The organism is Methylosinus trichosporium OB3b (assembly GCF_002752655.1).
Lineage (GTDB): Bacteria > Pseudomonadota > Alphaproteobacteria > Rhizobiales > Beijerinckiaceae > Methylosinus > Methylosinus trichosporium.
Genome location: NZ_CP023737.1, coordinates 249,162 through 273,568 on the forward strand (window position 1 = coordinate 249,162; position 24,407 = coordinate 273,568).

The 24,407-nt window shown below is 65.5% G+C and carries 24 protein-coding genes; 18 read left to right on the forward strand and 6 right to left on the reverse strand.

The genetic code is table 11. The annotated features are described in order from the left end of the window. The first annotated feature begins 1 nt into the window (after position 1). The 8 genes from acpA (at position 2) to CQW49_RS01250 (ending at position 9,657) form a co-directional block, all read left to right on the forward strand. Positions 2–1,444: an acid phosphatase gene (gene acpA / locus CQW49_RS01215; protein ID WP_003610853.1), complete on the forward strand. Its 1,443-nt coding sequence runs from the start codon at positions 2–4 to the stop codon at positions 1,442–1,444. Positions 1,445–2,027: 583 nt separating this feature from the next. Beyond that, positions 2,028–2,798 (forward strand): bacterial ammonia monooxygenase, subunit AmoC, encoded by a 771-nt coding sequence (gene amoC, locus CQW49_RS01220; protein WP_003616009.1) that lies wholly within the window; start codon positions 2,028–2,030, stop codon positions 2,796–2,798. A 244-nt stretch (positions 2,799–3,042) separates the two neighbouring features. Beyond that, complete coding sequence (amoA, locus tag CQW49_RS01225) at positions 3,043–3,801, forward strand: bacterial ammonia monooxygenase, subunit AmoA (RefSeq protein ID WP_003616006.1); 759 nt, start codon at positions 3,043–3,045, stop codon at positions 3,799–3,801. Positions 3,802–3,974: 173 nt separating this feature from the next. Next, entirely contained in the window at positions 3,975–5,270 is a 1,296-nt protein-coding gene (gene amoB / locus CQW49_RS01230; RefSeq protein ID WP_003616003.1) for a bacterial ammonia monooxygenase, subunit AmoB, read from the forward strand. A gap of 491 nt (positions 5,271–5,761) precedes the next feature. Beyond that, positions 5,762–6,379 (forward strand): hypothetical protein, encoded by a 618-nt coding sequence (locus CQW49_RS01235; RefSeq protein ID WP_003610847.1) that lies wholly within the window; start codon positions 5,762–5,764, stop codon positions 6,377–6,379. Positions 6,380–6,459: 80 nt separating this feature from the next. Beyond that, entirely contained in the window at positions 6,460–6,822 is a 363-nt protein-coding gene (locus tag CQW49_RS01240) for a copper resistance CopC family protein (protein ID WP_003610846.1), read from the forward strand. A 187-nt stretch (positions 6,823–7,009) separates the two neighbouring features. Beyond that, positions 7,010–8,917, forward strand: coding sequence for a c-type cytochrome (locus CQW49_RS01245; RefSeq protein ID WP_003610844.1), 1,908 nt, complete (start codon positions 7,010–7,012; stop codon positions 8,915–8,917). Between the two features lie 137 nt (positions 8,918–9,054). Continuing rightward, positions 9,055–9,657, forward strand: a complete 603-nt coding sequence (locus CQW49_RS01250; protein ID WP_003610842.1) for a copper chaperone PCu(A)C — start codon at positions 9,055–9,057, stop codon at positions 9,655–9,657. 103 nt (positions 9,658–9,760) lie between these two features. Here CQW49_RS01250 and CQW49_RS01255 read toward each other — a convergent pair whose 3' ends face one another. Then, a complete protein-coding gene (locus CQW49_RS01255; protein ID WP_003610841.1) occupies positions 9,761–10,009 on the reverse strand; it encodes a hypothetical protein in 249 nt (82 codons plus the stop codon). 22 nt (positions 10,010–10,031) lie between these two features. Beyond that, positions 10,032–11,426, reverse strand: coding sequence for a glycosyltransferase family 87 protein (locus CQW49_RS01260; RefSeq protein WP_003610840.1), 1,395 nt, complete (start codon positions 11,424–11,426; stop codon positions 10,032–10,034). 226 nt (positions 11,427–11,652) lie between these two features. Here CQW49_RS01260 and CQW49_RS01265 point away from each other — a divergent pair, with 226 nt between their 5' ends. From CQW49_RS01265 to CQW49_RS01280, 4 genes are all read left to right on the forward strand, one after another. Next, positions 11,653–12,855, forward strand: a complete 1,203-nt coding sequence (locus tag CQW49_RS01265) for a pyridoxal phosphate-dependent aminotransferase (RefSeq protein ID WP_003610839.1) — start codon at positions 11,653–11,655, stop codon at positions 12,853–12,855. A 204-nt stretch (positions 12,856–13,059) separates the two neighbouring features. Next, positions 13,060–13,338 (forward strand): CCDC90 family protein, encoded by a 279-nt coding sequence (locus CQW49_RS01270; RefSeq protein WP_003610838.1) that lies wholly within the window; start codon positions 13,060–13,062, stop codon positions 13,336–13,338. A 70-nt stretch (positions 13,339–13,408) separates the two neighbouring features. Next, positions 13,409–13,645: a DUF1640 domain-containing protein gene (locus CQW49_RS01275; RefSeq protein ID WP_003610837.1), complete on the forward strand. Its 237-nt coding sequence runs from the start codon at positions 13,409–13,411 to the stop codon at positions 13,643–13,645. Positions 13,646–13,689: 44 nt separating this feature from the next. Then, positions 13,690–14,040: a GIY-YIG nuclease family protein gene (locus tag CQW49_RS01280; protein WP_003610836.1), complete on the forward strand. Its 351-nt coding sequence runs from the start codon at positions 13,690–13,692 to the stop codon at positions 14,038–14,040. Positions 14,041–14,105: 65 nt separating this feature from the next. On the opposite strand, the gene CQW49_RS01285 is transcribed toward CQW49_RS01280, so the two are convergent. Together CQW49_RS01285 and CQW49_RS01290 are read right to left on the reverse strand one after the other, a co-directional pair. Next, positions 14,106–14,705 (reverse strand): superoxide dismutase, encoded by a 600-nt coding sequence (locus CQW49_RS01285; protein ID WP_003610835.1) that lies wholly within the window; start codon positions 14,703–14,705, stop codon positions 14,106–14,108. A gap of 179 nt (positions 14,706–14,884) precedes the next feature. Beyond that, entirely contained in the window at positions 14,885–15,511 is a 627-nt protein-coding gene (locus CQW49_RS01290; protein ID WP_024749380.1) for a hypothetical protein, read from the reverse strand. Positions 15,512–15,598: 87 nt separating this feature from the next. Here CQW49_RS01290 and CQW49_RS01295 point away from each other — a divergent pair, with 87 nt between their 5' ends. Further along, positions 15,599–16,246 (forward strand): hypothetical protein, encoded by a 648-nt coding sequence (locus tag CQW49_RS01295; RefSeq protein WP_244593394.1) that lies wholly within the window; start codon positions 15,599–15,601, stop codon positions 16,244–16,246. Between the two features lie 31 nt (positions 16,247–16,277). Here the strand turns inward: CQW49_RS01295 and CQW49_RS01300 are convergent, their stop codons facing one another. Beyond that, positions 16,278–17,078 carry an exodeoxyribonuclease III gene (locus CQW49_RS01300; protein WP_003610828.1) on the reverse strand — a complete coding sequence of 267 codons (801 nt, stop codon included), beginning with the start codon at positions 17,076–17,078 and terminating at the stop codon, positions 16,278–16,280. Positions 17,079–17,124: 46 nt separating this feature from the next. Next, positions 17,125–18,201 (reverse strand): YcjF family protein, encoded by a 1,077-nt coding sequence (locus CQW49_RS01305; protein WP_003610827.1) that lies wholly within the window; start codon positions 18,199–18,201, stop codon positions 17,125–17,127. Between the two features lie 195 nt (positions 18,202–18,396). Here CQW49_RS01305 and recJ point away from each other — a divergent pair, with 195 nt between their 5' ends. The 5 genes from recJ to CQW49_RS01330 all read left to right on the forward strand — a co-directional run bounded on the left by recJ (position 18,397) and on the right by CQW49_RS01330 (position 24,407). Next, positions 18,397–20,220 (forward strand): single-stranded-DNA-specific exonuclease RecJ, encoded by a 1,824-nt coding sequence (recJ, locus tag CQW49_RS01310; RefSeq protein ID WP_003610826.1) that lies wholly within the window; start codon positions 18,397–18,399, stop codon positions 20,218–20,220. Between the two features lie 204 nt (positions 20,221–20,424). Beyond that, positions 20,425–21,297, forward strand: coding sequence for a septal ring lytic transglycosylase RlpA family protein (locus CQW49_RS01315; RefSeq protein ID WP_003610825.1), 873 nt, complete (start codon positions 20,425–20,427; stop codon positions 21,295–21,297). Positions 21,298–21,418: 121 nt separating this feature from the next. After that, on the forward strand, positions 21,419–22,621 hold the full coding sequence (locus CQW49_RS01320) for a D-alanyl-D-alanine carboxypeptidase family protein (protein WP_003610824.1): 1,203 nt from the start codon (positions 21,419–21,421) through the stop codon (positions 22,619–22,621). Beyond that, complete coding sequence (gene tmk / locus CQW49_RS01325; protein WP_003610823.1) at positions 22,618–23,334, forward strand: dTMP kinase; 717 nt, start codon at positions 22,618–22,620, stop codon at positions 23,332–23,334. Before CQW49_RS01320 ends, tmk begins: the two co-directional genes overlap by 4 nt. Further along, entirely contained in the window at positions 23,331–24,407 is a 1,077-nt protein-coding gene (locus CQW49_RS01330) for a DNA polymerase III subunit delta' (RefSeq protein ID WP_003610822.1), read from the forward strand. The genes tmk and CQW49_RS01330 overlap by 4 nt, the downstream gene beginning before the upstream one ends.

Below are 24,407 nucleotides of genomic sequence, written 5' to 3' on the forward strand. Positions count from 1 at the left end.
TATGAAATCGTCGATTTTCCGTTCGTTCGCCGCCGCTGCGGCGCTGCTCGGGCCGGCGTGGCAGAGCCTCGCCCAAGACGCGGAAAATCCTTTCGCCCGCATCGGCCATATCGTCGTCATCTACACGGAAAATCGAAGCTTCGACAATGTGTTCGGGCTGTTTCCGGGGGCGGATGGACTGGGCTCCGCGGACCGTTTCACGCAGGTCGACGCCGACGGATCGGCGCTCGCCAGGCTTCCGCCTATCCGGGCGGACGAGAGCGTCGACCCGCGTTTTCCCCAGACCTTGCCCAATGCGCCGTTCCCGATCGACGCCTTCGCGCCCAATGGCGAGAAGACCACCGATCTCACCCATGACTTCTACCAGGAGCAGGAGCAGATCGACGGCGGCCGCATGGACCGTTTCGCCGCCGTCTCCGGCGCCGGCGGGCTCGTCATGGGCTATTACGACGGCCGCGGCCTCGCGCAATGGCGGCTGGCGGAGGAGTTCACGCTCGCCGATCATTTTTTCCATGCGGCCTTCGGCGGCTCCTTTCTCAACCATATCTTCCTCGTCTGCGCCTGCGCGCCCGTCTACCCTTCGCCGTCGCCGAGCCTCGTCGCCGAGCTCGACGAGAGAGGCTTTTTGGCGCGGGCGGAGAGCTCGCCGAAGAGCGCCCTCGACGGCCCGCCGCGCTACCGCAAGACCGGGCGGGTGACGCCGGATGGATTTGCGGTGAGCACGCTGCAGCCGCCGACGCCGCTGTCGCCGATAGACCTTTCCGTCCCGGCCGAGCTGAATCTGCCGCCGCAGACGGCGCCGACGATCGGCGACCGTCTAACCGAGAAGGGCGTCTCCTGGGCCTGGTATGCGGGCGGCTGGAACGACATGCGCGCCGGCCGCATCCGCCAGCGCGAGGCGCCGGAGCATTTCCAGACGCACCACCAGCCTTTCCTCTATTTCGCGCGCTATGCGCCGGAAAGCGCCGAGCGCGACCGGCATCTGAAGGACGCCGAGGATTTCTTCGCGTCCGCCGCGGAGGGCAGCCTGCCGTCGGTCTCCTTCTACAAGCCGATCGGGCGCATGAACCAGCATCCTCAATATGCCGATCTGAAGAGCGGTGACGCGCATCTCGCCGAGGTCGTCGCGCGGCTGCGCGCGAGCCCGAACTGGAAGGACATGCTGATCATCGTCACCGCCGACGAGAATGGCGGCGCCTTCGACCATGTGGCGCCGCCGCGCATCGATCGATTCGGGCCGGGCGCGCGCGTGCCGACGCTGATCATCTCGCCCTACGTGCGGAAGGGCTTCGTCGACCAGACGGTCTATGACACGACCTCGATCCTGCGGACGATCGAGACGCGCTTCGGCCTCGCGCCGCTCACCGAGCGCGACGCGCAGGCCGCTGATCTGCACAATGCGCTTCTCTCTCCATCGCAGGCCGGCGGAGCCGCCGCGCGCTGACCTGTGTGCTCTCTCCGTGAGACCCCGGCGCCGCACTGCCGCTATGGCCTCGTCGCCTCGCCCGCTCGGGGCGGCGTTCGGGCAGGGCGTCGCCGCCGCCGACGCCGGCACAGAAGTTCACGTATTTATTGAGAAGTGAGCAGCCTCCCCTACTGGTCGCCGCTCATATCGGCGGGGCTGATCACGTCATTTTGCGGCGCCATATAAACAGCCTGACAGGCTTGTGCTTCCCATTCGATAGATTACTTTCTCCTACCCTATCGGATATTGTCATTGAAGACGCGTACGGAAATGGTTGCGGCTCGCCGGACGAGGGTTTTCGGCGGGGCGTTTCGGGGGGATCCTGGGCGCTTCGTTCGGAGGAGCGCTCGTTCTGCGCGGCGGCTTTGGGGACTTCGTCTTCGACAAAGAAGAACAACGCCGGGCTCGGGTGACCGAGGATCGGCGCGACGGGAGGTCGAAAGACGCGTCGGCGACGACGCGCATATTTCACGTAACCGGCAAGACGAAGGCGTTCGCCCGCAGGGAGGGGGGAGCGCGAGGAGCCGCCTCGAAATCCCTGGGAGCACTTAGGAGGATTGAGATGAGCGTAACAACAGAGACAACAGCCGGCGCAGCCGCCGGCTCGGACGCGATCGTTGATCTGCGTGGCATGTGGGTCGGTGTCGCCGGCCTGAACATCTTCTATCTGATCGTCCGCATTTACGAGCAGATCTACGGCTGGCGCGCGGGCCTCGACTCGTTCGCTCCGGAGTTCCAGACGTATTGGCTGTCGATCCTTTGGACCGAGATTCCGCTGGAGCTGGTTTCGGGCCTCGCGCTCGCCGGCTGGCTGTGGAAGACCCGTGACCGCAACGTCGACGCGGTCGCTCCGCGCGAGGAGCTGCGCCGTCACGTGGTCCTGGTCGAGTGGCTGGTGGTCTACGCCGTCGCCATTTACTGGGGCGCGAGCTTCTTCACGGAGCAGGACGGCACCTGGCACATGACGGTGATTCGCGACACGGACTTCACGCCGTCGCACATCATCGAGTTCTACATGAGCTACCCGATCTACTCGATCATGGCGGTGGGCGCGTTCTTCTATGCGAAGACCCGCATTCCGTATTTTGCTCATGGCTTCTCGCTGGCGTTCCTGATCGTCGCCATCGGCCCGTTCATGATCATCCCGAACGTCGGCCTGAACGAGTGGGGCCACACCTTCTGGTTCATGGAAGAGCTGTTCGTCGCTCCGCTGCATTGGGGCTTCGTGTTCTTCGGCTGGATGGCGCTCGGCGTGTTCGGCGTCGTTCTGCAGATCCTGATGGGCGTCAAGCGCCTCATCGGCAAGGACTGCGTCGCGGCCCTGGTCGGCTGAAGATGAATTGGACCGCCCGACTTTTTTTAAGGGGCCGGGCGGTCCGCACGGACATCTCGCAATCCGATAGTCTCCTGAACGGGACCTTCGTCCGAACGGCCGCGCAACGCGGGGCCGGCTCGGGCGGGGTTCGGGAGAGAGGGGAGCGGGAGGCACGAAAGACAACCCGGCGCGAGAAGAGTCGGGGACTGGTCGACGGCTGCGGCGGGAACCGCCGGGCGGACCGACACCAAGGAGAAGAGTGATGTCTACATCGAAGAGCGGGGGGGCAATCGGGCCTTTCCATTCGGTCGCGGAAGCGGCGGGATGCGTCAAGACCACCGATTGGATGCTTCTGACGCTGCTGTTTCTGGCGGTGCTGGGCGGCTACCACATTCACTTCATGCTGACGGCGGGCGACTGGGACTTCTGGGTCGACTGGAAAGACCGTCGTATGTGGCCGACCGTGGTTCCGATCCTGGGCGTGACCTTCGCCGCTGCGGCGCAGGCGTTCTTCTGGGAGAACTTCAAGCTGCCGTTCGGCGCGACCTTCGCGGTCCTCGGCCTGCTGATCGGCGAGTGGATCAACCGCTACTGCAACTTCTGGGGCTGGACCTATTTCCCGATCAGCCTGGTGTTCCCGTCCGCTCTGGTGGTTCCGGCGCTGTGGCTGGACATCATCATGCTGCTGTCGGGCTCCTATGTGATCACGGCGGTTGTGGGCTCGCTGGGCTGGGGCCTTCTGTTCTACCCGAACAACTGGCCGGCGATCGCGGCTCTGCATCAGGCGACGGAGCAGCATGGTCAGCTGATGTCCCTCGCGGATCTGGTCGGCTTCCACTTCGTCCGCACGTCGATGCCGGAATATATCCGCATGGTCGAGCGCGGCACGCTGCGCACCTTCGGTAAGGACGTCGTTCCGGTGGCCGCGTTCTTCTCGGGCTTCGTGTCGATGATGGTCTACTTCCTGTGGTGGTTCGTCGGTAAGTGGTATTCGACCACCAAGGTGATCCAGAAGATCTGATCGAAGAGAGCAATTAGCTTCTCTTTGGTTCCTCGGAAAAGACGAGGAGCGGTTCCCGGATCGGCGATGAGATCGCCGCGAAGGGGCCGCTCCGGAGAAGACGAGTGAGGCCGCCTGGCGCTCCGCGATGCGGACAGGGCGGGCTCGAAGAGAAAACTGGGAGGTAGATTCACATGAAAGCTCTGGAGAGAATGGCCGAGCTGGCGACCGGACGGGTCGGAAAGCTCCTCGGCCTGAGCGTTGCGGCTGCGGTCGCGGCGACGGCGGCCTCGGTGGCCCCGGCGGAAGCGCACGGCGAGAAGTCGCAGCAGGCGTTTCTGCGCATGCGCACGCTGAACTGGTATGACGTGAAGTGGTCGAAGACCTCGCTGAACGTCAACGAGTCGATGGTTCTGTCGGGCAAGGTTCACGTCTTCTCGGCGTGGCCGCAGGCGGTCGCCAATCCGAAGTCGTCGTTCCTGAACGCCGGCGAGCCCGGCCCGGTTCTGGTTCGCACGGCGCAGTTCATCGGCGAGCAGTTCGCTCCGCGCTCGGTGTCGCTCGAGGTCGGCAAGGACTATGCGTTCTCGATCGATCTGAAGGCTCGCCGCGCCGGGCGCTGGCACGTCCATGCTCAGATCAACGTCGAAGGCGGCGGTCCGATCATCGGACCCGGCCAGTGGATCGAGATCAAGGGCGACATGGCCGACTTCAAGGATCCGGTCACGCTGCTCGACGGCACGACCGTGGACCTCGAGACCTATGGCATCGATCGCATCTATGCCTGGCATTTCCCGTGGATGATCGCGGCCGCGGCCTGGATCCTCTACTGGTTCTTCAAGAAGGGCATCATCGCTTCTTATCTTCGCATCAGCGAAGGCAAGGACGAGGAGCAGATCGGCGATGACGACCGTCGCGTGGGCGCGATCGTTCTCGCGGTGACGATCCTGGCGACGATCATCGGCTATGCGGTGACGAACAGCACCTTCCCGCGCACGATCCCGCTGCAGGCCGGCTTGCAGAAGCCGCTGACGCCGATCATCGAGGAAGGCACCGCCGGCGTTGGTCCGCATGTGGTGACGGCCGAGCTCAAGGGCGGCGTCTACAAGGTGCCGGGCCGTGAGCTGACGATCCAAGTGAAGGTGACGAACAAGACCGACGAGCCGCTGAAGCTCGGCGAGTATACGGCGGCGGGTCTGCGCTTCCTGAACCCCGACGTGTTCACGACCAAGCCGGAGTTCCCGGACTATCTGCTGGCCGACCGTGGCCTGTCGACCGATCCGACCCCGCTCGCCCCCGGCGAGACGAAGACGATCGAAGTCAAGGTGCAGGACGCCCGTTGGGACATCGAGCGTCTCTCGGACCTCGCCTATGACACGGACAGCCAGATCGGCGGCCTGCTGATGTTCTTCAGCCCGTCGGGCAAGCGCTACGCCACCGAAATCGGCGGCCCGGTCATTCCGAAGTTCGTCGCCGGCGACATGCCCTGATCGACTTCGAAATCATACCGAACAAAAGCCGGCCGGACCGAAAGGTCCGGCCGGTTTTCGTTGCGGCAGTCATGGAAATGCGAAAGATCACGTTTATATCGCAATGCGATAGAATGCGGCGTTTGGACGCAGCTCGGAAGGTCGCGTCCGCGCCCGAAGGCGCATAGAATTTCTATTGCGCCGAAGGAAGCTCCGTTCCTCTCGCTGTTTTGCCCGTCAGCGGCGGCTCGGGCGCTCTCCAGTCGAACGGCGTCGTTCGATCGATCAGAAATTCGCTCGAGCGACAGAAAGCGTGGGCGTCATCCAATCCAATTGGATCGGACAGCGCTCCAGCGATTTCATTTCGTATCGTTTTTGCACTATGAAACGATGCGCGCAGTCCTCGCAGGCCGCCGATGTTTCGCGGATTGTCGCCGATGCGAGGCGTGTGACGGAAATACTGCGGCGCCCGCTCCGAGCGAGAAGCCGCATCGTCTAGAGGAAGGAAAGCGATGTTCGTTCGGGCTATGAAATCATGTTTCTCGGCGCTCGCGCTGTGCTTCGCTCTGGCGAGCGCGACCCCCGCCATGGCCGGGGGCGACGGTCCGGAAGCGATGGTCATGGACAATATGTGCATGGTCATGTTCGGCTATGACATGATCCACATCACCGCCTATGAGGCTAATGGCGCTCGTGACCAATATTGCGACCATATTCCGGTGGTCGGCAGCATTATCTTCACCTTCGACATCGCCAATCCCGAGTTCCGCGATTATCCGATCGAGGTCCGAATCATCCGCGATCCGCTCGTGCCGATCTCCGCCGACGCCGATCTCGAGCCGCTCACCATCATCCATCTTCCGCCGAAGCTCTATCGGACCGGCACGTTCAATTTCGAGCACACATTCACCGAGAAGGGCCATTTCATCGGCTTTGTCACGCTCACCCGGCCGAACGGGCAGAAAGAGACCCAGCTGTACAAATTCATGGTCGGCCAGACCTTGTGGGCGTTCGTGCCGCAGGCGCTCGGCGTCGTGCTGATCGCGCTGATGGTCGCCGCCTATTGGCGCCACAGCCATCCCAAGACCAAGACCAAGACCACCGAAGCCGACGCGGTGAAGTCGTCTTGAACGCAGCTCGCGGATATCCAGATCAAAACATAACGCGCATCGCAAGAGCAGAGCGCGATGAGAATGGGAGGAGCCGAAGAATGAAGCTGATATTTGGCGCCGGCCTCGCGGCGGCGATTTGCCTCAGCGCCGCGACCGCGTTCGCGCATTCCTTTCTCGTCGATGCGTCGCCGTCGGCGAAAGACCATGTCGCCGCTTCGCCGAAGCTCGTGAAGCTGCGGTTCGGCGGCGGCGTCGAGCCCGCCTATTCCTCGATCTCGATCCTCGACTCGACTGGCAAGCTCGTCGTCGAAGGGGCGAAGGGACAGGCGGACAAGCCGCGCGAGCTGACGCTGGACGCACCCGAACTCGCGGTCGGGAGCTATGTCGTGAAATTTCGTGTTCTCTCGTCCGATGGCCATATCGTCGAGGGCAAATACGAATTCACAGTCGATCCTCACTAGAACGTCATCCGGTCCGATTGGATCGGACGACGCTCCAGCATTCTTTCGCTCGAGCGAATTCTGATCGATCGAACGATTTCTTTCGATCGGAAAACGTTCCAGCGCGAGCTCCCGAGCCATGAACAACGGGCGGCGCCGACGGCGGGGCGCCGCGCCGCGTTCGCGAGCGCAATGGAAGTCGAAACCCATGGAATTGGCGACGCTTCGCTTCGTCGAGAGCCTGCTCTCCGCTATCGCCGTCGGTCTTTTGCTGCTGCCGCGCCTGATCGAGGAGGACGGCAAGCGGTTCAACAAGCAGATCGCCGCCGCGGCGGTCCTGCGCCTGCTGTTCGGCTTCGGCCTCATCATCGCGACGGCGCGCAACATCATTCCCGCGCAGCGTCCGCTCGATTGGCCGACGCTCAGCCAGTTCGTCACCGGAACGGTGATCGGCCGAGCCTGGGTCGCCACTCAGATTCTCGCAGCGATTTTCGCCGCGGCGGCTCTGTTGCGCCTGCGCATTTCCAATCTCTGGCTGGACCGCGCCTCGCTCGGCCTCGGTCTGCTGGTGCTCGCCGTCGTCTCGGTCACTGGTCATGCGGTCGATGACAGCCTGCCGATCTACACGCAGCTGAGCTTCCCCTTCCACACGCTCGCCGGCCTCACCTGGATCGGCGGCCTGCTCGGCCTCGTCTATTGGATGCTGACCGGCCGCGACAAGCCGCCGGAAGTCGCCTGGCGCATCGCCGAACGCTGGTCGCTCGTCGCCAAGGGCGCGATGCTCGTCGTGCTGATCAGCGGCCTCGTCATCGCCTGGGAGACCGTCGGCCTCTTCGGCTTCATGCTGGCGACGCCCTATGGTCGGCTGCTCAGCCTGAAGCTGCTGCTCCTCTGCGGGGCTTTGCTGCTCGCTCTTTCGCTCGCGCGCTATCTCACGCTGCCGCACAGCAAGAAGCGCTTCGATCTCGCCTGGTATGCGAAGATCGGCGGATTTGAAGCCGGCTGCGCGGTGGCGTTGCTGTTCCTGGCCGGCTGGATCGCGACGATCACGCCGGCGGCGCATGAAAACAACGTCTACTGGCCATTGCCATTCCGTTTCACTTATGCCGGCACCTGGGGCCTCAAGGTCATTCCCTGGCTCGATCCGACATGGAACTGGGGCGTCGCCGCCCTCGCTTTCGCGGCGCTCGCCGCGCTCGCTTGGTTCGTTCCGCAACTGCGTCAGTGGCGGCGCCTCGCGACGCCGGTCGGCGGCGCCGCCGCGCTGCTCTGCGGCCTCGTCTCGGTGTCGGTGCAGGCCTATCCGGAAACCTACACCGATCCGCCGATCCCCTATGTCGCGGCGTCGGTCAAGCGCGGTTTCGAGACCTATCAGGCCAATTGCATCCCTTGCCACGGCGTCACGGGCGAGGCCAACGGCCCCATGGCCAAGGCGCTTGCGGTGCCGCCGGCGGATCTCACGGCGCCGCATGTGGCGACGCATACGCTGGGCGATATCTTCCATTGGCTGACTTATGGTGGGCAGAGCGGCGTCATGCCGCCCTTCGCCGACGTCACCAGCGAGGACGAGCGCTGGGATCTCATCAACTATCTCACCGTTCTGTCGAACTCGAACCAATCGCGCTTCCTCGGCCCTAAGGGCGTCATTCAATGGCTGGTGGCCCCCAATTTCGCCATTGACGATCCGAAGGACGAGATCGTCGACGTCGAGAAGCTGCGCGGCGTGCCGACGCTCGTCTCCTTCGCGCGCTGCAAGGCGGATGATCCCGCCTTCGCGGAAAAGACCGCGAGCCTGACGGCGGCCGCGGAGACGACGGCGGCGATGGGAGCGCATCATGTCACAGTGTATTTCGGCGAATGTCCCGCCGATCCGCGCGCCTATCTCACGAGCCATCCCGACGCGGTGGAGCTCACCTATTCGATCATCAATCATTATTTGGACGAGCCGGTCGTGAACGAGATCCCGGAAGGGCATTTCCTGATCGACCGCTCGGGCTATGTGCGCGCCCGTTTCCGCCACTTCGGCGCCGACGATGGCAATCTCTCATCGCTGAAAGCGCAGATCGCGCTGACCGCGAAGGAGCCGGTCGTCTATGTCTCGCCGCATCAGCATTGAGCGGAGCGAGCGAGAGCGCGCGTCATTCGCCGCATGGTCGCGATGCGGCGGAGGAGGCTTGCAGGCCTCCCGTCGAGAAATGCGACGCGAGACTGAACGGACCGACGAGACAGTCGGCCTTTCGAGGGAGAATGCACATGATCATCAAGCGGCGTGATCTACTGGCTGCGGGCCTTCTGTTGGGCGGAGCGGCGCTCGGCGCGCTGATCCCGGCGACGATGACGACGGCGCATGAATACGATCTCGGGAAGCTCACCATCGAGCACCCCTGGGTGCGCGCGCCCAAGGATGGCGAGACCACGGCTTATTTCTACGCCTTCATCCATAACAAGGGCGATACGGCGGACAAGCTCATCGCCGTCAAATCGCCGAATGTCGGCACGGTCACGCTGCACGCCGACGCCACGCATGCGGTCGCGGCCGGCGGCATTGCCGTTCCGCCCGGCCAGACGACGACGTTGTCGCCCGAGAGCGGCCATGCCGTCCTCGGCGACGTGAAGAAGATCAATCCGGTCGGTTGGGGAATGGAGCTGGTTCTGGTGTTCGAGAAGGCCGGCGAGGTCACCGTCGACGCGGCGGTCGACGCGCCCGACGCTCTGCACGCCCATGACGCCGACGCGCTGGCGCGGTGGGAGAAGGATCATCCCGACGGATACAAGGCCGCGCCGGCGGGAGCGCATCACCACGATCATCACGATCATGATCACATGGATGCGGCGACCGACGCCTCGAAGAAATAGCCGATCGGAGGCGGACGGCTCGTCTCGCGACGGGCCGTCCCTTCATAAGCGCTGGAGTTCTTTCTCTGATCGATCGAACGATTCCGTTCGATCGGAAAGCGCTCTAGCGCTCGGAGTCGAAGGTGACGAGCCGGCCGGAAAAGCCGCTGTCCATGTCCGACAGCGAGGCCGGCGCCGGCGGCGTCGTGCGCGGCGCGTTGAGCGGCAGAGCAAAGCCGAGAACGAAGGCGGCGAGCGCCATGGCGGCGACGAGCAGCAGCGACACGCGGAACTGGCGTCTCGCCGACTCGGGATCGAAGCTGCGGGTGAAGGCGGGCTCGAGCCGATCTTCGAACTTGTCCACTAACGACATGACGCTTCCTCTTCGGACGCTCTCACCAATCTTCGCGCTTCGCGCGGCCCCCGACCGCTGCGATTGCGCGCGCCGAGCGATCGATCCGCCGCACGACCACCCGACATAGCGATAACGGCGATGTGACGGAGAAAGTTGCATCGGCGACGCAGGTCAATCGTGATTTTTTCGTGAATTCGGCAAGGCGAAATGCGCGAAAGATCACATTCGAGCCATTCTCTTCTCCGTCCGGACGCAACGCATCGCATGAAATGACGATGAAGAGCGCGGCGAGCGTCGCCGCGCCGAGCGGCAGATCGGCGACGCTGGCGAGCGGACGCGCGACGAGCGGCAGCACGAACGCTGCAGCGAGCGTGGTTTTCACGAATGGGCCGAAGCCGCGCTCGATGCCTCGCGCCGTCACTAGGGCAAGAGCAGGCGCGAGCGCCGCCAAATCATAGTCGAAGCAATAGGGCGTCGCGAGCAGGCTCGCGACAATGGTCGCGGCGGCTTTGGCGCGCACGTCCGCCGATGAGCGCCATAGCAGCGCGAGCGCGCCGAGAACGAACAGCGTGGTCGCGGATTGCGCGGCATAGGCGAGAGCGACGTCGCCGCCGAGAAGACGCACGGCCGAAAAGACGCTCTGTCCTTTCGCAAAGCCCACTCCGCCCTGCTCGAGCACGATGGAGCGCGCCGTCGCGAGGCTGTGGATGAACGCGATCCAAGTGTCGACGCCGAAGACCGCCGCGCTGGCGGCGACCATCAGCGCCGTCGTGGCGCTCGCGGCGGCGATCGATCGCCAATGGCCGCCGCAGACGAGAGCGATCGGCAGCGCCAACGCGAATTGCGGCTTATAGGCGAGCAGGCCGAAGCAGAACCCGGCGAGCATCGGTCGCGGGCGAAGCTGCAGAAAGCCGAAGCCGAGCAGGCCGGCGGTGAGAAAGCCGTTCTGGCCATGGCCGAGATTGACCAGAACTGCCGGAAAGGCGAGCGCCGCGATCGCCACGCGCCACGGCGGGATCTCCGTGCGATGCAGGATCGCGAGCACGGCGAGGAGATAGAGCAGAAGCGTGGCGGCCTGCCATAGCGCCAGCGCCTGCAGATAGGGCAGAGCGGCGAGCGCCGCCGCCGGCGCGAGGAAGAGGGGCGGATAATGCCAACCGAATATGTCGGTCGTCGCGCCGAATTCGGCGCGCTGCGCGGCGATATGGCGGGAGAGATCGAATGGCGCCTCCGGCTGTCCGCGCAGAACTTCGAGGCCGGCGACCCAGACCTGCGAGAAATCGGTTCCGAGCGGATGGCCGTTCGCATCGAACCGGCCCTGGGCGAAGGCCAGCGTCGCGACGACCGCGATGACCGTGAGCGCGAGAAGCATCGCCGGATAGACGGCGAGGCGCCGCTCGTCCAGCCAGTCGCCGCTGCGCAGGCTCCGCCACATTCGCGTCTCTCCGATCGGCTCCGACCCGAAGCGGCGCCACTGGCAAAAGCTAGGGCGCATGGGTGTAGAAACCGGAAATTCAGCGCGGTCGCGACGCGCGGTCGCGGGTCGCGTGGTGAATTTCGATTGAATGGCGCGCCCGCGGCGTCTATGTTCGAGACGCTGATTGTGCAGCGCACACTTCGCTCGCCGCATCCCGAACCGCTCGTAAAGAGGAGCCCCGCCGATGGCCTTCATCGCCGACGCTTTGTCCCGTGTGAAACCTTCCGCCACGATCGCCGTGACGCAGAAGGCGCGGGATTTGAAAGCGCAGGGCAGGGAGGTGATCTCGCTCTCGGTCGGTGAGCCGGATTTCGACACGCCGACGCATATCTGCGACGCGGCGGTCGAGGCGATCCGCCGCGGCGAGACGCGCTACACGCCGGTGCTCGGCATTCCGCAGCTGCGCGAGGCCGCGGCCAAGAAGTTCAAGCGCGAGAACGGACTCGACTACAAGGCCTCCGACATCATCGTGGCCACGGGCGGCAAGCACATTCTGTTCAACGCCTTTCTGGCGACGATCAACCCCGGCGACGAGGTGATCGTGCCGGCGCCCTATTGGGTGAGCTATCCGGAGATGGTGGCGATCTGCGGCGGAACCAATGTGTTCGTCGATACGACGATGGAGCACGGCTTCAAGCTGCAGCCCGAGGATCTCGAGCGCGCCATCACGCCGCGCACGAAATGGCTGGTGCTGAACTCTCCGTCCAACCCGTCCGGCGCCGCCTACACGCACGACGAGTTGAAGAAGGTGACCGATGTGCTGCTGCGCCATCCGCAGGTGCATATCCTCACCGACGACATCTATGAGCATCTCGTCTATGGCGATTTCAAATTCGCCACTGTGGCGCAGGTGGAGCCGAATCTGTTCGAGCGCACGCTGACGATGAACGGCGTCTCCAAGGCCTATGCGATGACCGGCTGGCGCATCGGCTTCGCCGCGGGACCGGCGCCGCTGATCAAGGCGATGGACATGCTGCAGGGTCAGCAGACTTCCGGCGCCTGCTCGATCGCGCAATGGGCGGCGGTGGCGGCGCTCGAAGGCCCGCAGGATCATCTCGCGACCTTCCGCAAGGCGTTCCAGGAGCGGCGCGACCTCGTCGTCTCCATGCTGGGCCAGGCCAAATATCTGCAATGCCCCTCGCCGGAGGGCGCCTTCTATGTCTTCCCCTCCTGCAAGGAGGCGATCGGCCGCAAGACGCCGGAGGGCAAGGTGCTCGAGAGCGACGTCGATTTCGTCACCGCGCTGCTCGAGGCGGAGGGCGTCGCCGTGGTGCAGGGCTCGGCCTTCGGCACGGGACCGAATTTCCGAGTGTCCTATGCGGCGTCCAATGCGACGCTCGAGGACGCCTGCGGGAAGATCCAGAGGTTCTGCGCCAGCCTGAGCTGAAACGACAGCAGCGGCGTCGGAGTTCCTTTAGACGCCGAGCCACCGTCATTGCGAGCGCAGCGAAGCAATCCAGGAGCCGCCCCATGGCTTTGACCGTTTCGCTACGCTCGCAATGACAGCCTCGCTCGCGTGACCGCCGTCTCGCAAATCAGCGTGATCGACGCTATCCTATAGGGACGTCTCAACGCCCGAGGAGCCGAACCGGTGAGCGTCGCCTTCGACACGCTGAAATTCGTCGAGAAGCTCGAGGCGGGCGGCTTCACCCATGCGCAGGCCAAGGCGGCGGCGGAGGCCTTCGCGGAAGCGACGAGTCAAGAGCTTGCGACTAAATCCGACTTGTTGGTCATCCGCTCGGACATTTCGGCTGTCCGCGCTGAAATGCGAGAACTGGAATTGCGTATGACGGTGAAGCTCGGCGGGCTGACCATTGGCGCGACCGGCGTCCTCATCGCGGCGATGCGCTATTTCACGGGCGGACATTGACGTCCGAGGCCTTTGCTTGCCTCGACCGTGGACATGAGGCAGTCTATACGACGGTCCGAGGAGCTGAACGGTGAGCGTCGCATTCGACACGCTGAAATTCGTCGAGAAGCTCGAGGCGGGCGGCTTCACCCATGAGCAGGCCAAGGCGGCGGCGGAAGCCTTCGCGGAAGCGACGAGCCAAGAGCTCGCGACCGAGGCCGATCTGCGCGAGCTCGAGCTGCGCATGACGGTGAAGCTCGGCGGGCTGACGGTCGGCGCGACGGGCGTCATCATTGCGGCGGTGCGTTATTTCACGGGCGGACATTGAACGCCGAGCCGACCTCATTCCGACGATCGATTGGAGCGCGCGAGATGGATCGCAAGAGCGAGCTGAAGCGAGCCTATAAGGAAACGCCCAAGAAAATGGGCGTCTACCGGGTTTTGAACAAGCAATCGGGCCGCTCGCTGCTCGAATGCGGACGCGATATCGAGGCGCGGCTCAATCGGCACATGACCGAGCTGCGGTTCGGGTCGCATCGCAACAGGGCGTTGCAGGAGGATTGGAACCGCCTCGGCGCCGACGCCTTCTCATTCGAGATCGTGGAGCTGCTGAAGCCGCTGGACGAGCCGGATCACGACCCCACGAACGACCTCGAGGCGCTTCTCGAGCTGACGCACGAGAATGAGGAATTCGCGCCGGCGAAGCTCTATAACCGAAGCTGATTGTTTTTCACGGCGGCGACGCGCTGCGCCGCCGCCGTATGGGTCTCATTCAGATGCGGCGATCGTCACTTCGTCGCCGCCTCGTAACACTCCTCGACATATTCCCAGTTCACGAGATGCTCGAGGAAGGCCTTGAGGAAGTCGGCGCGGCGGTTGCGGTAGTCGATGTAATAGGCGTGCTCCCACACATCGGCGACCAGCAGCGGCTTGGCGCCGAACACCAGCGGGTTCTCGGCGTTGGGCGTCTTGCGAACGGCGAGCTTGCCGTCCTTGACCTCGAGCCACACCCAGCCCGAGCCGAACTGGCCGAGGCCCTGGGTCTGGAACTCTTCCTTGAACTTGTCGACCGAGCCGAAGGACTCGACGATCGCCTTCTCCACCTTGGCCGGAAGGGCGCCGCCGCCATTGGGCTTCAGCCACTTCCAATATTCGGAGTGGTTGTAGATCTGGGCGACATTGTTGAAGACGGGGACATTCTTGCCGTAGGAGGCGACGATGACCTCCTCGATCGGCTTGCCCTCGAATTCCGTGCCCTTCACCAGATTATTGGCGTTGGTGACATAGGTCGCATGATGCTTGTCGTGATGATACTCGAAGGATTCCTTCGACAAATACGGCTGCAGCGCGTCATACGCATAGGGAAGGTCGGGGAGGGTGAAGCTCATAATCCATGCTCCTGGCTGGGGTTCGCGAGCGCAGCAGGCGCTCGCCTCTACCTAGAACCCGGCAGGGCTCCAAGCAACTTCGCACACCCGCAGTCTTACAAATTTCATGCAAAGACCGAACGACAACCCGCCTCGACGCGAAAAACCCGCCTCGAAGGGGATCGAGACGGGCGCGGCCGTCACTCGGCCTGGTGGAAGATGGTCACGGGGTCTTCGGGCTTGGCCGGTCGCTTGCCGCGCCAAGCGATCCGCCATAGGCCGGCGCTGAGGGCGACGAAGCCGATCGCATAGAGAATGTACTCGATCGAATTCCACACGCTGAAGACGCCGACCGTGAAGGGAAAGCGCCCGCTCCATTCCTGGCCGTCACGATCGGCGACGGTGATGATCGCGGCATATTTCCCCGCCTCCCGGAAGTCGTGCTCGAAGGTCATGGTCGCGTTGCGGTAAATCTTGGGTGGCGCGTAGAATTCCGTCGCTTCTCCGACATCCTTGACGATCCGCACGCCGATCGCGATCTCGCGCAGATCGACGGAAGGCGCGGCCGAGGGCGCAGCAGGAGCTTGGTTCTGCACGATATAGGAGTCGGGAAGGCGGTCCAGCTCCATGGCCGACAGCGCAATGACCGTCGGCCCGGTCCGGGCGATGTCATCGCAGAATTCCTGTGGCTCACCCTTGTTCTGATAGCCTATGAAATGAACCTTGACGGGTCCGACCTTCAGCACACAAGTGTCTTGCTCGAGCTTCACGCCGTCATGTGCGAAAGCATAACCTGCCGTCGCTATGCCGGACAGGAAAGCGAGCAAGAATATTCTACGCCTCGATGAGCGCGTATCCATGGTGTCGACTCCCCTCTATAGGCGGGCCGCCAGTGCCAATCCGTGAAGAGACACATGTCTCTCCTTTCAATGTCGTTATTGGACTTGGTAGTTACGATGCGGCGTGGCGCCGCAGCCGGAACGGCGCGCCGCCTCCGCATCGACCACGACGTCGCTCTCCACAATCACGCCGAAATTTTCACGCGAAATAAGGGCGGAGGCGCTCGGCGGTTAGGCGAGCGCCCGTTGTCGGCCGACCGGAAGGGTATCGAAATGCGGCGTTGGTTGTTCGCTCTTTCTCGCTGGTCGGTGGTCGCCGCCGGGCTGGCGCTCGCGCTCTGGGGGCCGATGGCGATGTGGAAAGGCTGGGACACGATCCAGATCGAGCGCGGCTGGAGCCTTTTCATCGCTGGCGCAATCGCGCTGTCGGGCGGCCTCGTGACCCTGGCGCTCGGAGCGGTGCTGTCGCGGCTCGACCATTCGATCCGCATTGCCGAGCGGCGTTCAGTGGCGGAGGACGCCCGAGAGGGCGCAGCAGCGCGCGAAAACCTGGTGTCCCGACTGCGGCCGGTCGTCGAGAGCGCGCCCATCGAGGTCGATCGCTACACCAGCGGCGGGGCCGTCTATGTGATGTATTCGGATGGCTCGGTCGAGCTGCGCGGCGCGGGCGGCGCGAGGCGCTTCGCCTCGGTCGCCGAGCTGAAGGAGCAGGTCGGCTTTTAACGAAGTCCCCGATCGACCATTCCGTTCGATCTCAAACGGCGAGCGCGACCGTCACCGGCACATGGTCGGATGGGCGCTGCCAGCTGCGCGCCTCACGCAGCACATTCATTTCCAGCAGCTCGGTCGAGAGCGCCTGGCTCGTCCAGACATGGTCGAGACGGCGGCCGCGGTCGGATTTCGTCCAATCCGAGGCGCGATAGCTCCACCAAGTGTAGAGCTTCTCCTGCTCGGGCACGAAGCGGCGCATGGCGTCGATCCAACGGCCGGCGTCGAACACCGCGCCGAGCTTCTGCACCTCGACCGGCGTATGGCTGACGGTCTGCAGCAGCGCCTTATGGCTCCAGACGTCCTGCTCGAGCGGCGCGATATTGAGGTCGCCGACCAGCACGACGCGCCCGTCGGTGATGCGCTCGCGCGTCACCCATTCCTTCATCTCGTCCAGAAAGCCGAGCTTATGGGCGAATTTGGGATTGATCGTCACATCGGGCTCGTCGCCCCCGGCCGGCACGTAGAAATTATGGATGGTGATCGGGGTCCCGCCGTTCGGTAGGCCGACGGAGACATGGCGCGCGTCCCCGGTCTCGCAGAAGTCGCGGATGTCGAGCAGCTCCAGCGGATGCTTCGAGACGATGGCGACGCCGTGGTAGCCCTTCTGCCCATTGATGGCGAAATGCTCATAGCCGATGGCGCGAAAATCCGCATAAGGGAATTCGGCGTTGCGGCATTTCGTCTCTTGCAGGCAGAGCACGTCGGGCGCGTGCTGCTTGAGGAAATCGACGACGAGCGGAATGCGTAGCCGCACCGAATTGATGTTCCAGGTCGTTATCTTCATCGGACGGACTTTTCTCGAACAGGTGACGAAAGAATGGCGGCGGCGGTCAGCCCTTGGTCTTGTCGCCGAACAAGAAGGGCGCCACATCGGCGACGCCGGGCGGCTTCTCGGCGCAAAAGGGCATGGGCCGGCACACCGCCATCGCGGAGAGGCCGACGCGCGCCGTGAGCAGGCCGTTGAGCACGCCCTCGCCGAGCTTGGCGGAGAGCTTGGCGGCGAGCCCGTGCCCGACCACCTGCTGCAGCAGCGAGTCGCCGATGGCGAGGCCGCCGGTGATCGCGAGATGGGCGCCGACCGAGCGCGCGAGCTTGAAGAACCCGAGCAGGCCCGGGCGGCCGCCGTAGATTTCCGCGATGCGGCGCATCAGCCGGATCGCCTGGGCGGCGACGAACAGCACATCGAGCAGCGCGCGTGGGCTGATCGTGGTGACGATCGACACGCGCTTGGAGGCGTCGGCGATTTCGCGGCGCGCCAGCGCGTCCAGCGGCAGCACGAGATGGCGCTCGGCGAGATCGACGAGATCGCTGCCGTCGATGATCTCCTTGGAAAATTCGATCACCAGCGCCCGCGCCCGGCCGGACTCGGGACGATCTTCATAAAGCTTGCACAATTCGACGACGCGCTCTCGCGCCGCCTTCACATCGTCGCGGCTGCGCGCCTCGGCCAGCGCCAGATGCAGCTGGGCGATGCGGTTCTGCCGCAGGATGGCGAAGCTCTCGCGGGTGAGCAGTGCGACGAGGGCGACGACCGCGATCGCAGCGAGCGTCAGGCCGATCGTTCCGAACAAGGCGGAATGGGCGAACAAATCCTCGACGAGATTGGTGAGCCAGAGGCCTGCGGCCATTGTGACGAGGCCGAGAACCGAGGAGGCGAGGAGGCCGCCCCAGGAAAACAGCAGGCTGCTCAGCACGCCGCTCTTCTGCGCCGCCTCGACCGCCTTCTCCTGCTCGGCGGGGTCGCGCGTCTCGTCGAGCTCGAGAGAGAAGATATCGGCCTGCGGCTCGATGAAGCTCGTCGCCGGCGCGCGCTCGGGCTCCTGCGGGCGGGCGCTCTTGGGCGGAACGATCTGCTCGCCTTCCAATCGGAAGGCGCGCGGCCGTGGCCTTCGTTCTGCTTCGCTCATCTCTTGCTTTCGCTGTCCATGGCTTGCGCCTTCTAGCGCATGGCCGGCGCGCGCGCTCGGGAATTTTCCGTTGCGTCGTCCACAGCTGTGGATGGCGGCGCGGCGCAGCTCGAGGCGACTCGCTTTCGCCGGTTCCGGCCGATAGCGTCTCGCCTCCGCCGTCACGGCGCGATTCGAAGTCTCTTAGAGCCGCCAATGCCGGATGCGATCGCTTTGCGCGACGAGCGCCAGTTTTTTTTGGGCGTCGAGCGCTCGCTCTCCGGCCGCGTCTGGCGGCCGCGCCTCGCGGCGGCGGAGGAGGGGCGGGCGATCGCCATCTCCCAGGTCCTTGGCCTCGGCGATCTGCTGGCTCGTGTTCTCGCCGGGCGCGGCGTCACTCAGGAGAGCGCGCCGGCCTTTCTCGATCCCAGCCTGCGCGCTCTGATGCCCGATCCGCTCCTGCTCCAGGACATGGATGCGGCGGTCGACCGTCTCGCCCGCGCCGTCGAGACCGGCGAGCAGGTCGCCGTCTTCGGCGATTATGACGTCGACGGCGCCGCCTCGAGCGCGCTGCTCGTCGAGTTTTTGCAGGCGGCCGGCTGCCCGCCGCCGTTTCTCCATATCCCCGACCGCATCCTCGAGGGCTATGGGCCCAATGTCGAGGCGATCTCCGAGCTGAGGCGGCGGGGCGCGAGCTTACTGGTCACGCTCGACTGTGGCACGACCAGCCATGAGGCGCTCGCCCACGCCCGCGCCCTCGGGCTCGACGCCATCGTCATCGACCACCATCAGGCGCCCGAGCGGCTGCCCGAGGCGATCGTCGTCAATCCCAACCGCGCCGACGATCTGTCCGGCCTCGGCCATCTCTGCGCCGCCGGGGTCGCCTTCATGACGCTCGTCGCGCTCTCACGCGAGCTGCGTGTTCGCGATTTCTGGACGGGCGTGCGCCCGGAGCCGGAGCTGCTCGCCGCGCTCGATCTCGTGGCGCTGGCGACGGTCGCCGACGTCGCGGCGCTGCACGGTCTCAACCGCGCTTTCGTGACCAAGGGACTCGCGGTGATGAAGGGGCGCCGCCGGGTCGGCCTCGCGGCGCTGCTCGACGCGGCGCGCGTCGACGGGCCGCCGCGTCCCATGCATCTCGGCTTCGCGCTCGGCCCGCGCATAAACGCCGGCGGGCGGATCGGCGACGCAGCGCTGGGCGCCCGGCTGCTGACTCTGCGCGACCCGATCGAGGCGGCGCGGATCGCAGCCGAGCTCGACCGTCTGAACGGCGAGCGACAGGCGCTCGAGAGGGCGACTCTGGAGGAGGCCGAGGCCGAGGCGGACCGGCAGCTGATGCGCTCCAATCGGCTCTCCTGCCTCGTCGTGGCCGGAGCGGATTGGCATCCGGGCATCGTCGGGATCGTCGCTTCCAGGTTAAAGGATAAGTTTAAGATTCCCGCCTTTGTTATTGGACAAAAAGGGCAATCTTGTTCAGGTTCAGGTAGAGCTTCAACAGGCGTCGACCTCGGCCGGGCGGTGCGCCGCGCGGTCGAGGCAGGAGTGATCGAAAAGGGCGGAGGCCATCGGGCGGCGGCCGGCGTGACGCTCGCGCCACCGCGGATCGACGCCTTTCGCGTCTTCATGAATGACGCGCTCGAGGAGGAGGTGGAGCGCGCCCGCGCCAGCGACGCGCTGCTGGTCGACGGCGCGCTGACCGCCCGCGGCGCCGACGCCGATCTCGTCCGCGCGCTCGAGCGGGCGGGACCCTTCGGCTCGGGCAATCCGGAGCCGCTGTTCGTCTTTCCCGACCATCGCATCGTCGACGCCGGCGTCGTCGGCTCCGATCATGTGCGGGTGCGGCTGCAGTCGGGGGACGGGGCGCGGCTCGACGCCGTCGCCTTTCGCGCAGTCGGCAATGAAATCGGAGAAGCGCTGCTGCGCGGTCGCGGCGATCTCCTGCACGTCGCCGCCCGCATCGGCACGCGCGTCTATCGCGGCGTCGAGCGGATGGAGACGCGAATCGTCGATCTCGCACGCGCCGATCGTCGTTTATCGTAAACGCCGTGTTACCCCTTGTTGAACGGAGCTTTTCCGAACTGCGATCTGGGGATTGTCGCATTTTGGTCGCAATTGGCCGCTCTCATGCCCAAGCTCGAGAGTTGCGACGGGGGGCGGCGGCCTCGCGTTAACTTTTACGCAATTGCCTCGCGCCACACTGGAGGAATGCGATTGCTTCTCACACGAGCGAATGCGCGAGACATCATGGTTCTGCAATCTGGACTGCCGACCCTTCGCCGCTCTTTCGCCCTTCTGGGCCTCTGCGCCCTGGCCGGCTGCTCCTCGGCCCCGCCGCCGGTTCAGCGCCTCGCCCATCATCGCGGGCAGGTCGATCCCCGCTATGGCGTGGCCCCCAGTCCGCGGGTCGTCGCCGACGGCGAGCCGGTGCCGCGCGGCGGCGGCTCTTATATGGTGGGCAAGCCCTATCAGATCGCCGGCCGGACCTATTATCCGAGCGAGCGGCCCAATTCGTCGATCGGCCTCGCCTCCTGGTATGGCTCGGATTTTCACGGCCGCCGCACGGCCAATGGCGAGGTGTTCGACCGCGAGTCGATCAGCGCCGCCCATCCGACGATGCCGCTGCCGAGCTATGCGCGCGTCACCAACCTGCGCAACCACCGTTCGATGATCGTACGCGTCAACGACCGCGGCCCCTATCATGGCGGCAGGGTGATGGACGTGTCGCAGCGCGTCGCCGAGGCGCTCGACTTCCATCGTGTCGGCACGGCGCGCGTCAAGGTCGACTATGTCGGCCACGCCAGCCTCGCCGGCTCCGATGACGAGACGCTGCTCGCGACGCTGCGAGACGATGGACCGGCCACGCTGCCGGGCGTCGCGCCGGTGATGGTGGCGAGCCGGCCGGAGCCAGTTCGTACTGCGATGCTGGAAACGCCGCGCGCCGAGCGCGTCTCGATCTCGCGCCGCGACGAGTCGGATGAGCCGACCGCCGCCGCCGCTGCGCCGACTCCTGCTTCGGCCAAGGCTCTGGCCACGGCGAAGAGCGCGCCGCTGCCGCCCTCGCGCCCCTTCGACCTCGGGGCGTCGTCGCACGCACGCATGAGGCAGGCCGCCAATTGACGCGAGCCGCGCGTCGCCCGCGCGGTTGCTTTCTGAAGCCGATCGCGCCACATTCCTGCGGAAAGGCTCGCATCGGGCGCTCCCGCGCGCCGACCGCGATCGAACGGAGGCGAGAGCGCGCGTGTTTCTTCTCCTTCCCCTTCCCCTCATTCGCTTCGTTTTGCGCTTCGTTTCGGCGCTCGCCGCGCTCGCGGCTCTCCCGGCCGCCGTTCTCGCCGAGGGTTTCCAAACCAGCGTCCCGCACGCCATTCTGGTTGATGCGGGCACGCACACCGTGCTGCTCGAGAAAGCCGCCGATGATTTCGTGACCCCGGCCTCGACGGTCAAGGTCATGACCGCCGAGATCGTGTTTCACGAGATCGCCGAAGGGCGCCTGAAGCTCGACGACGAGTTCACCGTCTCGGAGCATGCCTGGCGCAGCGGCGGCGCGCCGGCCGGCGGATCGGCGATGTTCCTTCCCGTCAACAGCCGCGCGAAGGTCGAGGACCTCATTCGCGGGCTCGTCATCGTTTCCGGTAATGACGCGGCCATCACGCTCGCCGAAGGCGTCGCGGGATCGGAGGAGGCGTTCGTCGGCCGCATGAACAAGCGCGCCTCGGAGCTCGGCCTCGCCAAATCGATCTTCGGCAATCCCTGGGGACAGGCGGGGCCGGATCAGAAGGTGACGCCGCGCGAGATGGTGCAGCTCGCCGCGCATGTGATCGAGACCTATCCCGACTTCTATCGCTATTTCGGCGAGAAGGAGTTCACCTGGAACAAGATCCGGCAGCAGAACCGCAATCCGCTGCTGACCATGAGCCTCGGCGCCGACGGGCTGAAGACCGGCAATATCGACAGCTCCGGCTTCGGCCTCGTCGGCTCGGCCGTGCAGGACGACCGCCGTTTGATCGTCGCCGTCTATGGCGCGAAGACCGCCAAGGAGCGCGCGGAGGAAGCGCGCAAGCTGCTGCAATGGGGCTTCCGCAATTTCGAGGAGAAGCAGCTGTTCAAGGCGGGCGAGCCGGTCGGCACGGCGCAGGTCTATGGCGGGGACAGCGGCGCGGTCGCGGTCGTCTCGCCGACCGATGTGAAGGTGCTTCTGCAGCGGGGCGTGAGCGAGAAGCTCTCCGGAAAGGTCGTCTACGAAGGGCCGCTGATCGCGCCGGTCGCCGCCGGCGCCAAAGTGGCCAAGTTGGAGATCCGCCGCGGCTCGACCGTCGTGCTCGAGCAGCCGCTCGAGGCGGCCGAGAGCGTCGAGCAGGGCTCGCTGCCGAGCCGCGCCTTCGATGCAGCCTATGAATATGCGGCCGCCGCCATCCACAGCAAGCTCGCGAAGAAGCAATGAGCGCAGAACCGCCTTTCGGCTCACATGGGCGGGAGAAAGGTCATCCCGGGCGTTTCATCACGCTCGAGGGCGGCGAAGGCGCGGGCAAGTCCACGCAGATGCGGCTGCTGCAGGAGCGGCTGGCCGAGCGCGGCGTCGAGGCGATCGCGACGCGCGAGCCCGGCGGCTCGCCGCACGCCGAGGCGCTGCGCGAGGCGTTGCTGGGCGGCAAGGCGGCGCCCCTCGGCCCGCTCGGCGAGGCGATTTTGTTCTCGGCGGCGCGCATCGACCATCTCGACCGGCTCATCAAGCCGGCGCTGGCGCGCGGCGCCTGGGTGATCTGCGACCGTTTCGCCGATTCGACGCGCGCCTATCAGGGCGCCCGCGGCGGCGTCGACGCACGCCTCATCACGCTGCTGGAGCGCGTCGCTCTGCTCGGCGCCAAGCCCGACCTCACCATCATTCTGGACATTCCGGCCGAGATCGGGCTCGAGCGCGCCTCGCGCCGCCGCCGGCCGGACGAGTCGCCGGATCGTTTCGAGCGCGAAGGGCTCGCCTTTCACGAGGGGCTGCGCCGCGCTTTTCTCGACATCGCCGCCGGCGAGCCGGAGCGCTGCTGCGTCGTCGACGCCCGCGCGCCCGAGCGGGAGGTGGCGCAGGCGATCTGGCATATCGTCGAAGCGCGCTTCTTTCTGTCCGAGAAGACGCTCGCCGCCGCGAGCGCGACCGCGTGAAGGACGAAATCGAGGGCCTGCCGGAGAGCGACCGCTTCGCCGAGGCTCCCCATCCCCGCGAAACCACCGGCTTCTTCGGCCATGCCGAAGCCGAGCGCGAGCTGCTCGACGCGTTTCGGCGCGGCCGGCTGGCGCAGGCCGTGCTGATCGGCGGGCCGGAGGGGATCGGCAAGGCGACGCTCGCCTGGCGCTTCGCCCGCTTTCTCGTCGCGCATCCTGATCCGACCTCGCCGCCGGCGCAGACGGCCGCGTCGCTCGAGCTGCCGCCGGACTCGCCCGTCACTAGGCGCATTCGCGCTCTGGCGCTGCCGGATGTGACGCTGCTGCGCCGCAGCTGGAACGAGAAGAGCAAGAAGCACTACACCGAAATCCGCATCGAGGATGTCCGCAAGCTCATTCATCTGTTTCAGCAGAGCTCTGGCGCCGGCGGCTGGCGCATCGCCATCGTCGACAGCGTCGACGATCTCAATCGCTCGAGCGCCAATGCGCTGCTGAAGCTGATCGAGGAGCCGCCGGAGCGCTCGCTGTTCCTGCTGATCGCGCACCGTCCCGGACGCGTGCTGCCGACCATTCGCTCGCGCTGCCGCAAGCTCACGCTGGCGCCGCTGGCGGAGAACGAGATCGTCGCGGCCGTGCGGGCGCTGGGCGCGCCCTGGAGCGAACGGAGCGAGGCGGAGCTCGCCGCGGCGGCGGCGCGCGCGGAAGGCTCGGTGCGCGAGGCGCTGCGGCTGCTCGACGGCGATGGCGTCGCTTTCGACTCCGCGCTGCGCGGAATGTTCGCGCGGCTGCCGCAGGTGGACTGGCTCGCCGTCCATGCGCTCGCCGATCGGCTGACCGGCCGCGACAATGAGAGCGCCTATGAGACCTTCATGACCGCCGTGTTCCGCTTTCTCGACCGCGCCGTGCGCGAGAAGGCGGGGCAGGGGGCGGGCGCGGCGAGCCTCGTCCCTTACGCCCGCGCCTTCGAGCGCATAGACGAGGCGGCGCGCGACACGGAGGTCTATAATTTCGACAAGCGCGGGCTGATCCTATCGATCTTCGCCGATCTCGAGGAGGCGGCGCGCGCGCGCTGA